Here is a 13,314-nt window from a genome sequence, read left to right on the forward strand (position 1 = left end):
ATAAATGAAGAGAAACACCATACTTACAGTAATTTTGCTTTTAATAGTTTCGTTTGTCGCTGGTTATTTTGTAGGGTTCAGATATCCAATAGGAGTTAGTAAAACAAGCTCTCACTTGCTTCTTACGAGAACCGCAGATTACCTTCTTTCAAATTTCTATAAACCCATTACTGAAGAAGAACTCATAAAAGGAATGGTTAACTCTTTGAATGATCCTTATACAGTTTTCATGAATCCAGAAGAAACAAAAGCACTTCAGGAAGAGGTAAAAGGAGAATATGCTGGAATTGGAGTTGTTATAAACAAAAACAAAGAATTAAATTACCCGGAAATTGTAACTGTTTTTAAAGATTCCCCTGCTGAAAAAAGTGGATTGATAAAAGGGGATATTATAGTCGAGGTAAACGGAAAATCTACATACGGCCTCACCTTAGATGAAGTTGCATCAATGGTAAAAGGTAAGGTTGGAACACAGGTAACATTAAAGATAAAAAGAAATAGCACGGAACTTACATTTAACATAATTAGAGCGACCATAAACATACCTTTAACTGAGATAAAGTATCTTGACAATGGTAGGATTGGCTATTTGAGCATTTTTATGTTTTCTGAAGGAGCAGGAAAAGATGTTGAAAAAGCATTAAACGAATTTAAAGAGAAAAATGTACGAGGAATCATTTTAGATTTAAGAGGTAATCCCGGTGGACTTTTGTCTGAATGTGAAAATGTTGCCAGTCAGTTTATTCCAAGTGGAGTTTTACTTTACACAAAAGATAGAAGCGGAAAACTAACACCAATTAATATAAGTGGTAAAAAACTTAGTATTCCAATGGTTGTTCTTGTCGATGGTGGCACTGCAAGTGCTTCAGAAATTTTAACAGGCGCGTTGAAATACTATAAAGTTGCAAAAATTATTGGCGAAAAAACATTTGGTAAAGGCGTTATACAGCAAATTTTCCCTCTTCCTCAGTCATATTCTCTTAAGATAACGGTAGAGGAGTATCTTCTTCCTGACAAATCAAGTATTAATGGAATTGGCATTAAACCAGACATTGAAGTTCAAGATGACCCAAAAACTACACAGGATGAACAATTAGATAAAGCCTTGGAACTTTTAAAACCATGATTATAGTTATATCAGGTCCATCAGGTGTTGGAAAAGGTGCGGTTAGTAAAGAACTTGTTAAACTTGATCCACGTTTTGAAATTGCAATAACTTGCACAACAAGGCATCCAAGAGAAAACGAAATTGATGGTATAGATTATTTTTTTGTAAGCGAAGAATCCTTCAGAAAAATGATAGAAGAAGGGGAATTAGCAGAGTATTCTATTGTCCATGGGAATCTTTATGGTATACCACAAAGATTCGTCGACTTAGGTTTAAATAACGAAAAGGATGTTATCTTTCAAATTGATGTACAAGGAGCAAAAAAAATTAAAAATAAATATGATGAAGCACTTTTAATATTTTTAATGCCACCAAGCATAGAAGCGCTCATCGAAAGACTTAACAAAAGAGGAACCGAAAATTTATCTGAGATAGAAAAAAGAACAAAAAGAGCCAAAGAAGAGATTGAAGAAAGATACCTGTATGACTATGTCGTTGTAAACGATATCTTGGAGAATACAGTTAAAGAGATTTACGAGATAATTTTAAAAGAGCGTAAGCTTCGCATCGGTCTTTAAACTCGCAGGAGTTACAACTTCCATTAACATTGGGTGGAAATTTCCCTTTAAATATATTCTCTGTAATTTCTGTAATTCTCTTTTTACTTTTTTCAATAAGATAAAGTCCAATATCAAAGTTAATTTTTTTCCCTTTCCTTAGATAATGAAAACTGATTTCTTTAATACTTTTCCCGTATTTATAATTGCCTGCAATTTTATAAATTACTGGTTGTAAAATTTCCTCTTCTCTGAATGAATCTGAAAGAAAGTTGTTGGTTTTATAATCAATTATTACAAAATCTTTTCCTACACTATCAACTCGGTCAAGACGTCCTCTCAACTCCAACCCCAAAAACGGAATTGAAAATTCAGATTCAACCTCAAAAGCAGGAGTAAATCCAAAAATGTTTTCTCTATAATAAGCAGTAAGCATTTCTTTGGCTTCATTTTTCGCTTTTATTTCTTCTATTTCGTTTTTATAACCAGCGCTTATCCAGTGCTTATCGAGAAGTTCAATGAGATACTTATAAGGATCTTTCTTAAGAACTTTAAAGTTTTCATTGGGACTATAGAATTTCTCAAGGACTTTGTGAATAGAATTCCCAAGGCTAAAATAAGGTTTTATCTCTGTCTCCAAATTATCAATATAAATAAACTTATATCTTAACGGACATTTTACATATGTTGCGATTTTTGAATAACTCAAGTAGAACTTTTCATTTTCCGCCATAATTCCAATACCTTCTGCTTTAAATCTTCAAAATCTCCACTATTGTCAATAATTACATTAGCACGCTTCATTTTTTCCTCAATTCTCATTTGGGAATTCACTCTTTCTAAAGCTAACTCTTTATCTATATTCTCCCTTTCAATTAATCTTTTTACTTGTAGTTCTTTAGGAGTATATACAACCCAAACTTCATCTGTAAATCTATCCCAATTTGCCTCAATAAGAATCGCAGCATCCACAACAACAACATCGACATTTTCATTTTTTGCTTTTTCTAATTCTTCCAAAAGTCTTTCAGTCATTACAGGTATCATGATGTTGTTCAATTTCTCAAGCATCTTTTTATCGCTAAAGACGATGTTTCCCAATGCACGTCTGTCAAGCTGCTTCCCATTTTGAAAAACGCTTACGCCAAAAGTTTCTCTAATTTTATCGACTACACCCTTATAGTTAGTGTTTTGAATTTCTTTTGCAATACTATCCATATCAATAATTTTTGCACCTAAGTCTCTTAATATTTTTGAAACTGAACTTTTTCCTGAGGCTATATTTCCAGTAAGCCCAATTACCTTCACGTACGTGCCTCCCCAAGGTTTCTACCATAAGAAATATCAACTTCAAGTGGCACACTCAGCTTACAAATATTTTCCATTGTATTTTTAATTAAGGGTAATTTTTCAATGAGTGCATCTCGCTTTATCTCAAACACAAGTTCATCGTGGATCTGCAGTAAAATTCTTATATCTTTTATTTTGTTTTCTATCTCGACCATTGCAAGTTTTATTATATCTGCAGCGCTTCCTTGAATAGGACTATTTATTGCAATTCTTTTTGCACTCTCTCTTATAACACCATTTTTGTCGTCGAGCCCATGTATAAACCGTCTTCTTCCAAATATCGTTCGAGTTTCTCCTTTTTCTTTTGCTAAGACAATCTCTTTTTCAATATATTCTCTTACCATTGGATAACGATTAAAATAACGCTCAATATACTCTTTAGCCTCATCCTTTGAGATACCAATCTGCTTCGAAAGGCCATAAGGAGAAATTCCGTAAATAATTCCGAAATTTATAGCCTTTGCGAGATTTCGTTTCTCCTTGGTAACTTCACTTTCTTTTAAGTTAAATATTTCCATTGCGGTTCTTTTGTGGATATCTTCTTTATTTAAGAAAGATTCAATAAGATTTTTATCCTTTGATAGATGTGCAAGTATGCGTAGTTCTATTTGAGAATAATCTGCACTTACAAGCACGTTATTTTCTCCTTGGGCTATAAAACCTCTTTGGATCTTATTCCCCCATTCATCTTTCACTGGTAAGTTTTGTAGATTAGGATTTGTGCTTCTTAATCTTCCTGTTGAGGTTCCAATCTGATGATATATAGTATGCAATCTCCCTGTTTCTTTTGAAACAAGATGTGGTATTGGTTCAATATATGTATTTTTTAATTTTACAAGGTGTCTATATTCAATAATGAGAGGGATTATCGGATGAGAATTGCTTATTTCAGTTAAAATACTACTTCCTGTGCCACCAGAATAACCTTTTGGAAATTCAATTCCCAATACTTCATACAAAACAGAAGACAATTGCTTTGAAGATAATATGTTGAATGAGATACCTGCTAATTTATAAATTTTCTGTTCAAGCTCCTGAATTCTTGCATCAATTTCATCGTTCAGTCTTTCAAAATATTCTACATCAATTGCTATACCTAATTTTTCCATGTTGTAAAGGACCTTCGCGAGCGGTAATTCAATATTTCTAAATACGAATTCCAAACCTTCCTTCTTTAGATACTCTAAAATATGATGTCCGTAGTTCTTTAGAAAGTTTAATTCATCATGTAAATTAGCAATTTCTATTTCTGCATTTAAGTAACGTTTAAAATTCTTTATAGAAAAATCTTCTCCGTCTGGGTCTATAAGGTATAGAGCAAGTGATGAATCAAGCAAAACATTGTTTAAGGGCACTCCAATATAGTCTGCAACTTTATAAAGCATTTTCAAATTGTTCGTATACTTTTCCAAATTTGCATTTAAAAGAACATCTTTCAGAATTGGAAGATGTCTGTGATCAAGGAAAAGCTTGTTTTCAAAATCAAACTCATAAATAGATTCATTATATACAAGTATAACATTCTCTAATCGCTTTTCATTAGATGAAACATATAGAACTGCTTTTTCAGCAGAGTCCCCTCTATCTTCTATTTTTAAATTTGTAGACTTTAACTCCTCTTTATTAGCATTTCCAAAAAGCGAATCATTAACTAAATCTCCTTCTTTAAATCCAAATTCTTTTGATATCGAGTTAAATTCATATTTTTTGAGTGCCTTATGGGTATTCTCCGTTTTAAAATCTGGTACTTTTAGGTCATCAATTTCAAATTTAACTGGGACATCTTTAACAAGCATACAAAGTGATTTATTTTTAAGTATCTTCTCTTCTTCATCTTTTAATCTAAATTTTAGTGCAACTTCCTCATTTTTAAGTATATCTTCAACATTTTTAAATTCACTTATTAGTTTGCTTGCAGTTTTTTCTCCTATCCCCTTAACTCCTTCAATATTATCTGAAACATCGCCCAATAGTGCCTTGTAGTCAACAAGATGTGTGGGCTCAAAACCAAATTCCTTGACGAATCTTTCCTCGTCGTAAACCTCAATCTTTGTTACACCTTTTCTAGTAATAAGTAGTTTAACATTCTTTTGAATAAGTTGGGCAAGATCAAAATCAGAAGATAGTATTAAAATTTCAAGTTCGAATTTTTTAAGTTTCTCTACAAACGTTGCTATTATATCATCTGCCTCAAAGCCTTCAAGCTCGTAATACCTTATCCCAATTGCATCAAGAATTTCCTTTACTATATCAAACTGAACTGATAGTTCGTCTGGCATTTTCGGTCTTTGAGATTTATATTCTTTATACTCTATGTGCCTAAAAGTGGGTGCTTTTTTATCAAAAGCAACAGCAATATATTCAGGTTTTTCATCTTTAAGGATTCTCAAAAGCATCCTCAGGAATCCATAAACTGCAGAAGTTGGAATACCATTTGAGGTCGTAAACTTAGGCAAGGCATAATAAGCCCTAAAAATTACGCTACTTCCATCAACCAATATTATTTTCTTCATTCACAATTATTATATACGTTTTTGGGTTATAATTAAATGAAGGAGGTAAAATATGGATAACTTTGTATTACATATACCAACAAAAGTAGTATTTGGAAAAGGTGAATTTAACTCGTTAGGAAAGTATGCAAGAGAACTCGGAACGAAGGCACTTGTTGTTACGGGAAGACGTTTTGCAAAAGAGTCTGGATTACTTGATAAAGCACTTAAACAATTAGATGAAGTAGGTATTAAATATGTTGTGTATTCAGAAATAGAACCAAATCCAGAATCAAAGACAGTTGATAAAGGCGGTGAAGTTGCAAGAAATGAAAATGTTGATTTTATCATTGCAATAGGTGGTGGAAGCGTAATAGATGCAGCAAAAATTATTAAGGTAATAGCAAAAACAGAGAAGTCTTGTTGGGATTACTTTGAAAGACCACCAAAAGAAACTATTCAAGATAAAACTCTCCCTCTCCTTACTATCGTAACATTTGCAGCAACAGGCTCAGAACTTGACAACGCAGCAGTTGTAACAAATTCGGAGACAAGAGACAAAAGAGGGCTTTTCCATCCCGAGTTATTTCCCTCAATCTCAATAATCGACCCACTTCTTACACTCTCAGTTCCTCAAAGGTCTACAATAGATGGTGTAGTTGATATGTTCACTCATATCTTCGAAAGCTATCTTTCATCTAATGCACACGCACCTGTTTCAGACAGAATTTCTGAAGGTCTCTTAAAGGAATGTATGAAAGCGGGTGAAGTAGTTTTTCATGATCCTCAAAACATCGAGGCAAGAGAGGCACTTTCATGGATTGCGGCACTTGCGCTATCTGGAATACCGAATGCAGGAAGGAAAGGCCCTCATCCAATGCACAGATTGGAGCATCCAATTTCTGGTATCTATGGTATTGCACATGGAAGAGGGCTATCGGCAATTATTCCAGCATACTTAATTTTCACATATGACCTTCACAAAGATAGACTTGCACTTTTTGGGGAGATGGTCTTTGGCATAACCAACCCAAGAGAAACTATCTTACGAATAGTTGATTGGCTCAGGCAAATTAACGCACTTAATGGTTTAAAAGACCTTGGAGTGAAAAAAGAATCTTTCAAAGCATTTGTTGAATCTGCCTTAAGAGATGACGGAAACCAAGACTTTATAAGAGCGAAGAAACCGATTTACAAAGATGAAATTATGAAAATTTACGAACTTGCATACGATTACTCAGAAATTGAAAAGAAAATTTTGGAACTTTTTTAAGACCGATAGTATCTAATTAAAGAGGAGGTATATATGAAAAAAATTTTGGTAGTGTTTCTGGTTGTTTTAATGTTTTTATCTGGTTGTAGTATTTTTAAGGAAAGGGAAGTTTCACTGTCAAAAGTAAGTGTAAATGGCGATGGCTCAATTCGTATCGAAGGCAGAGGTCGCGCATTTGAAAACACTATTGGTATTAAGGTAGTCGATGGTAATGATTTTATTCTGTTTCAGGGCTCTACAATAACAGATGCAAAAGATATGGGTCAATTCGGAAATTTTAAAGAAGACATAAAATTGAAAGTATTTCCGCAAACCGATAAGATCAAAGTTGTAGCGTATATTGCTTCGCCAAAGGATGGTACAATCACAAGTTCCGACGAAAAAAGTATTAACTATGGAATGCCCTACAAAACAGTTTTAGTTTTTTACGGTAATACAAAGAAAAATCCTGAAATGCTTGACTGCACCAAGGTATTCCCAGTTGAGAGGCGTATAGCTTCAAGCTCTCAAGATATACCAATAGACACAATGAAGATATTCCTTTTGGGACCAACCAAAAATGAAGAATCCGAAGGCTATTTAATGACAACCCCGAAAAACCTAACGATAAACAAAATTGAAAAAATAACAAGCAACAAGGTGCAAATTGATTTTGGTAAAGAGCTATTAGTCATTGCAGGTGGCTCTTGCCGAGTAGCAGCAATAAGGGCAGAAATAACTAAAACTCTCGAGCAATTTTATCCTGGATACGAGGTTATAATTTCTGCAAATGGCAATACGGAAGAGGTGCTCCAGCCTTAACCTGCTTTGTATATAAGTTTTGGGTTCAACTCTTCAACAACCTCAACCGTTTCAAATCCAATTTCCTTTAAAGCAGAAATGATCTCAGATGAAATTTTGTCTATTATTGTCCAGGAAATTGCCTTACAAAAATTACAAGTGGGAGTTGAACCCTCGAAGGAAACAAAAACCTTTATGTATTGTTCCTTTGGTGTAAATCCATAAACAAGGTTTTCTGATATTATGTCATTTCCTGTTTCAGGGTCTTTCACCTTTTTTAATGCTTCAATTATTTTTCTTTCAAGTTCATTCATATTAAACCTACCCCTTTAAGTATATTTCTAAACTCCTCTTCGTTAAAAGAATCTTCCATAAGAGGTCTTCTTACATACCTTTCAATAGGGATGTTCATAAAACCAAGTGCAACTTTAATCGCATAACCAAAAGAAGTTGTAAGATTATAAATATACGTTAGCCTTGTAATTTTTTTGTGCAACTCTACTACCTTTTCTAAATCTCTTCTGATAAATGCAGCCTTAACCTCATTAAAAATATCGAGCGCTATATTTGCAAGAGCCATTACTCCTCCATCTCCACCTGTTACGATTAGTGGCACATAGAGTTGCTCAGTTCCTGTAAAAATTTCAAAGTCACTTTTTACTGCCTTTACTTCATTCACAAGCCTAACAAGGTATCCCATGTTATCATATGTTACCTTGATACCTTTTATTAAGGGATGCTTTGCAAGTTCCTTAATTAAATCTACCGATAGAGAGTAACCAGTGAGTGCTGGGATGTTATAGATAAACGTAGGTAACTCAGAAGTTTCTGCGATTTTAATAAAATAATCATATAAGCCCCTTTGTGAAGGCACAAGGAAAAACGGTGGTGGGGAGACTATCGCATAGAAGTTTCCTTCTTTTGCAAATTCACACATTTCAAGAGTCTCTTCAAAAACCGTCGAGTGCACATTCACATATACAGGAATGTCTTTGGAATTTTTCTTTACAAAAAGTGCAACATTTTTCTTTTCCTGCAAACTTAAATTTGTAAATTCACCTGTAGTTGCGTTTGCAAAAAGACCATCGGGGGACTTAGTTGTAAGATAATCCAAAAATTTTTCGAATCCTTGGTAGTCAATTGCACCATCTTCCTTAAATGGTGTTATTAATGCAACTATATTTTTTATATCCATTTTTTCCTCCTAATACATTTTAACTTAATATTTCATATCCTGCAAGGTACTTTAACTTGTAAAAAGTTGCAACTTCTTATAAAATTTTGTATGAAATCAGAAATTGAATGCCTTACCTGCGTATATAATCAGATACTTCGCATTTCAAAGGTTGCAACAGAAAGTAGCAGTGATATTGAAATTATATTAAAGGAAAGCGCAAAATACCTTGGTAATGCAAACCTTAATCTTACTCCACCTGAACTTGCACAACCACTTTACAAATTGGTATACAAAATAACTAAAAACGACGATCCATATAAAAACATAAAAGACGAACATATAAAAATTGCACTTACCCTATACCCAAAACTCAAAGAATTTGTTGAAAAAGGGTCTGATAGACTTTTAGAAAGCACAAAAGTTGCAATGATGGGTAATGCAATAGATCTTGGAAGCACATTCGATAAGATTGAAATAGATTTTGAAAAGTTTTTAACCGACAATTTTGAATTAAATGATTATATAGAATTTAAAAAGGCAATAGAAAGATCCAAAAAAATTCTTTTCATTGGCGATAATGCTGGCGAAACCGTTTTTGATAGAGTGTTAATTGAAACTCTGTTAGACCTTGGAAAAGAAGTTAAGTATGCAGTAAAAAGTAAGGCAATAATAAATGACGCAACAAAGGAAGATGCACTAAAATCTGGAATACAAAATGTTGTCGAAACAGGCTCACAAATGGCAGGAACTGTATTGTATAAATTAAGCGAAGACTTTATTCAAATCTTAAAAAATACTCAACTAATTATTGCAAAAGGACAAGCCAATTATGAAACACTATCTGACGAAGAACTGCCAATATTCTTTCTTCTCAAAATAAAATGCGCCCCAATATCAAGATCAATCGGATATAATATTGGTACGAATATTTTACTAAAATCAAAAAAATATAAATTAAAATCTTGACTACAAAAACTTTTTTCATATAATTACCTCAAAGCACAATGAAAAGAAAAATTTAAACCAAAGGAGGCGAAAGTATGAAGAAAGTGTTGGTGTTGCTTATTACCGTATTTATGGTAGTAAGCCTATTTGCGGGATGTAAACAAGCAGCACAACCTACAACCCTTGTTTTTGCAAAAGCAGGAGATGCAGTTGAACTAGATCCAGCAGATGTAACAGATGGAGAATCTATAACTGTTATGAACAACATCTTTGAAGGTCTTGTCCGTTACAAGCCAGGCACAACTGAGGTAGAACCATGGCTTGCAACAAGTTGGGATGTATCAAGCGATGGACTTATATGGACATTTCACCTAAGGCAAGGCGTAAAATTCCATGACGGAACACCATTTAATGCGGATGCCGTGGTCTTCTCCTTCGAGCGTCAAAGGGATCCAAACCACCCGTTCCACAAGTATGGAAAGTGGGAATACTGGCAATGGTGCTTTAGTGAAATTAGCAAGACTGAGAAGGTTGACGACTATACTGTAAAAATTACACTTAACCATCCATTTGCACCATTCCTCAGTACTATGGCGATGTTCACTGCTTATATTGTAAGCCCTACAAACTGTGAGAAATGGGGAGATCAGTGGTTTGCACACCCAGTTGGTACTGGCCCATTTAAATTCGTAGAATGGATAAAAGGTGACCACATAACGCTTGAGAAAAATCCTGACTATTGGGGAGAGAAAGCAAAAATTGATAAACTCATTTTTAAGGTTATCCCAGACGCATCTCAAAGACTTCTTTCATTACAAAAAGGTGAAGTGCAAGGAATGGAATTTCCAAACCCAGATGACCTACAAAAAATCTCTCAGGATAGCAATCTCCAAATTTTAAGCGAACCAGGTTTGAATGTTGGTTATCTTGCAATGAATATGGGTGAAGATACACCCGGTTTCCAAAAACCATTTGCAGATGTTAGGGTTAGACAGGCAATTAACTATGCAATAAATAAGAAGGCGATTGTTGACCAGCTCTACAAAGGAACTGCTGTCGTTGCAAAGAATCCTATTCCACCAACACTTTGGGGTTACAATGATTCAATTCAAGATTATGAATATAATCCAACAAAAGCAAAAGAACTTCTAAAAGAAGCAGGTTATCCAAATGGATTTAAAACGCAACTTTGGGCAATGCCTGTTTCAAGACCTTACATGTTTGATCCCCAAAAGATTGCAACAGCAATCCAGGCAGATCTAAAGGCAGTTGGAATTGACGCTGAAATCGTAACCTATGATTGGGGAACATACTTACAAAAGACAGAAAATGGAGAACACCCAATGGCACTTCTTGGATGGACAGCAGATTATGCAGATCCAGACGACTTTTTGTATGTCTTGCTTGACTCAGATTCTGCAACAGTTGGAAGCGCAGGAAATATTGCATTTTACAGAAATCCGAAGGTGCATGAGTTAAATATTAAGGCACAAAGAGAAACAGACCAAGCAAAAAGAGCAGAACTTTACAAACAAGTCCAAGAGATAGTTCATAATGATGCACCTTGGGTGCCACTTGCACACGCAAAACAGATATTGGTTTTCAGTAAGAACGTGCAAGGATTTGTGCTATACCCCACGGGTGATTACCACTTTGAAACAGTAAGTATCACCAAATAGATTGAATTTATGTAGGGGGCGAAAGCCCCCTTAACTTAAAACAGAGGTGTGAAAAGTGAGAAATTATATAATTAAAAGGTTTATAAACATCTTGGTGATGCTTTTTGCAGTTTCGATCATTATTTTCTTACTTGTCCGCTTTATTCCTGGAGATCCTGCAAGAACAATGGCAGGTGAACATGCATCAAAAGAGATCCTTGAAGAAATGCGAAAAAAATGGGGACTTGATAAACCAATTTGGGAGCAATACCTTATATGGCTCAAATATGCGATTCGAGGAGATTTTGGAAGGTCAATTCTAACACACGAAAGTGTTCTAACAGAGATAACACTTAGGTTTCCTAATACTTTGGAGCTTTCAATATTTGCAATGCTTTTTGCAAGTATTTTTGGAATAACAGCAGGAATAATCTCTGCAATTAAAAGATACACGCTTTTTGATTATATCACGATGTTCTTGGCACTTTTTGGTGTTTCAATGCCTATATTTTGGCTTGCAATAATGCTTGTACTACTTTTTAGTATTAAACTGAACTTACTTCCAACTGGTGGAAGGCTTTCGGTCTTCTATTCAATAAAACCAATAACTCATCTATATCTCATTGATAGCCTTTTAACACTAAATTTTGGCGCTTTCTTCGATGCACTGAAACACTTAATTCTCCCTTCCATTGCCCTTGGAACAATTCCAATGGCGTTCATCGCAAGGATAACTCGTTCAAGTATGCTAAACGTAATAAGCCAGGATTATATAAGAACAGCAAGAGCAAAAGGACTTCCCGAAAGAACTGTAATCGTTAAGCACGCATTAAGAAACGCTCTAATTCCAATTCTTACATCAGCCGGTACAGAGTTTGCAATGCTAATGGGAGGAGCTGTATTGACTGAAACAATTTTCTACTGGCCTGGATTGGGTACATATATAGTGCAAGCAGTAAACGCAAGAGATTATCCTGCAATTCAAGGTGCAGTGATTTTTGTTGCGTTCGTTGTTGCGATAGTAAATTTAATTGTCGATGTTTTATATGCCTATATTGATCCAAGAATTCATTACTAAGGTGAGATTATGAATGAAGAAATTCAAATACATGAGACATTCTTAAGCGATTCGCTAAAAAGTTTGAAGAAAAATAAATCCGCAATTCTTGGTTTGATAATTGTTTCAATCCTTATTGTAACTTCAATTTTAGCACCAATAATATCACCAAATGATCCCATAGAACAAAACCTCTACAACAATCTTAAACCGGGTATTTGGGCAGGAAATACAAAAAACATTTTGGGAACAGACGAATTTGGTAGAGATATTTTAAGCAGAATTATATATGGTGCTCGAGTATCTCTTTCGGTAGGTGTAATCGCAGTTATAATTGGGGTTTTCCTTGGAGGTATTGCAGGTATTTTTTCAGGATTTTACGGTGGGTGGATTGATAATCTTCTTATGAGACTTACAGATATAATGTTTGCACTGCCTTCAATCTTGCTTGCTATTGTTATTGTTTCTGTCTTAGGAAGAGGATTATCAAAAGCCATGATTGCAATTGGAATTACATATGCACCGCAAATTGCAAGAGTTGTAAGATCAGAGACAATTGTTGTAAGAAATAGCGAATACATTGAGGCAGCAAAAGCAATTGGATCACCAAATTTAAGGACATTAAGAGTGCATGTATTGCCAAATGTCCTCTCTGTAATAATAGTTTATACTACGTTAAGTATCGGAAGTGCTATTCTTGATGCAGCGGCACTTGGTTTTTTGGGGTTAGGTGCTCAGCCTCCCACACCTGAATGGGGTGCAATGCTTGCCAATTCAAATCACTATATTACAGGTGGGTATTGGTGGCTTGCAACATTCCCAGGACTTGCAATCCTTATATCTGTTCTCGGTTTTAATTTGTTTGGTGATGGTTTAAGGGATGCAATTGACCCAAGACTCAGAAAAAAACTCTAAAT

13 protein-coding genes are annotated in these 13,314 nt (G+C 34.6%); 8 read left to right on the plus strand and 5 right to left on the minus strand.

The window, feature by feature from the left end:
* Window positions 1-4: 4 nt before the first annotated feature.
* Both CSE_RS04410 and gmk read left to right on the plus strand, forming a co-directional pair.
* On the plus strand, window positions 5-1,126 hold the full coding sequence (locus tag CSE_RS04410; RefSeq protein WP_014453440.1) for a S41 family peptidase: 1,122 nt from the start codon (window positions 5-7) through the stop codon (window positions 1,124-1,126).
* Window positions 1,123-1,686 (plus strand): guanylate kinase, encoded by a 564-nt coding sequence (gene gmk, locus CSE_RS04415; RefSeq protein WP_014453441.1) that lies wholly within the window; start codon window positions 1,123-1,125, stop codon window positions 1,684-1,686. Before CSE_RS04410 ends, gmk begins: the two co-directional genes overlap by 4 nt.
* Here the strand turns inward: gmk and CSE_RS04420 are convergent.
* Genes CSE_RS04420 through polA form a run of 3 tightly spaced genes read right to left on the minus strand, consistent with a single transcriptional unit; the run spans window position 1,631 to window position 5,528 of the window.
* Window positions 1,631-2,398 carry a RecB family exonuclease gene (locus CSE_RS04420; protein WP_014453442.1) on the minus strand — a complete coding sequence of 256 codons (768 nt, stop codon included), beginning with the start codon at window positions 2,396-2,398 and terminating at the stop codon, window positions 1,631-1,633. The two genes, gmk and CSE_RS04420, sit on opposite strands and share 56 nt — an antisense overlap.
* A complete protein-coding gene (coaE, locus tag CSE_RS04425) occupies window positions 2,371-2,973 on the minus strand; it encodes a dephospho-CoA kinase (protein WP_014453443.1) in 603 nt (200 codons plus the stop codon). Before coaE ends, CSE_RS04420 begins: the two co-directional genes overlap by 28 nt.
* Window positions 2,970-5,528, minus strand: a complete 2,559-nt coding sequence (polA, locus tag CSE_RS04430; RefSeq protein WP_014453444.1) for a DNA polymerase I — start codon at window positions 5,526-5,528, stop codon at window positions 2,970-2,972. The genes coaE and polA overlap by 4 nt, the downstream gene beginning before the upstream one ends.
* Window positions 5,529-5,580: 52 nt before the next feature.
* On the opposite strand from polA, the gene CSE_RS04435 reads away from it, so the two are divergent.
* Both CSE_RS04435 and CSE_RS04440 read left to right on the plus strand, forming a co-directional pair.
* Window positions 5,581-6,780: an iron-containing alcohol dehydrogenase gene (locus CSE_RS04435; protein ID WP_014453445.1), complete on the plus strand. Its 1,200-nt coding sequence runs from the start codon at window positions 5,581-5,583 to the stop codon at window positions 6,778-6,780.
* Between the two features lie 33 nt (window positions 6,781-6,813).
* Window positions 6,814-7,581, plus strand: a complete 768-nt coding sequence (locus CSE_RS04440; RefSeq protein WP_014453446.1) for a Gmad2 immunoglobulin-like domain-containing protein — start codon at window positions 6,814-6,816, stop codon at window positions 7,579-7,581.
* Here CSE_RS04440 and CSE_RS04445 read toward each other — a convergent pair.
* Entirely contained in the window at window positions 7,578-7,874 is a 297-nt protein-coding gene (locus tag CSE_RS04445) for an iron-sulfur cluster assembly protein (RefSeq protein WP_014453447.1), read from the minus strand. The two genes, CSE_RS04440 and CSE_RS04445, sit on opposite strands and share 4 nt — an antisense overlap.
* On the minus strand, window positions 7,871-8,755 hold the full coding sequence (locus CSE_RS04450) for a dihydrodipicolinate synthase family protein (protein ID WP_014453448.1): 885 nt from the start codon (window positions 8,753-8,755) through the stop codon (window positions 7,871-7,873). Before CSE_RS04450 ends, CSE_RS04445 begins: the two co-directional genes overlap by 4 nt.
* 90 nt (window positions 8,756-8,845) lie before the next feature.
* Here CSE_RS04450 and CSE_RS04455 point away from each other — a divergent pair, with 90 nt between their 5' ends.
* From CSE_RS04455 to CSE_RS04470, 4 genes are all read left to right on the plus strand, one after another.
* On the plus strand, window positions 8,846-9,703 hold the full coding sequence (locus CSE_RS04455; RefSeq protein ID WP_014453449.1) for a damage-control phosphatase ARMT1 family protein: 858 nt from the start codon (window positions 8,846-8,848) through the stop codon (window positions 9,701-9,703).
* Window positions 9,704-9,777: 74 nt separating this feature from the next.
* Window positions 9,778-11,361 carry an ABC transporter substrate-binding protein gene (locus CSE_RS04460; RefSeq protein WP_014453450.1) on the plus strand — a complete coding sequence of 528 codons (1,584 nt, stop codon included), beginning with the start codon at window positions 9,778-9,780 and terminating at the stop codon, window positions 11,359-11,361.
* Between the two features lie 55 nt (window positions 11,362-11,416).
* Window positions 11,417-12,418, plus strand: coding sequence for an ABC transporter permease (locus tag CSE_RS04465; protein ID WP_014453451.1), 1,002 nt, complete (start codon window positions 11,417-11,419; stop codon window positions 12,416-12,418).
* A 9-nt stretch (window positions 12,419-12,427) separates the two neighbouring features.
* The gene (locus tag CSE_RS04470) at window positions 12,428-13,312 is read left to right on the plus strand and encodes an ABC transporter permease (RefSeq protein ID WP_014453452.1); all 885 of its coding nucleotides are present in this window, start codon (window positions 12,428-12,430) and stop codon (window positions 13,310-13,312) included.
* Window positions 13,313-13,314 lie beyond the last annotated feature (2 nt).

It is taken from the genome of Caldisericum exile AZM16c01, assembly GCF_000284335.1.
Lineage (GTDB): Bacteria > Caldisericota > Caldisericia > Caldisericales > Caldisericaceae > Caldisericum > Caldisericum exile.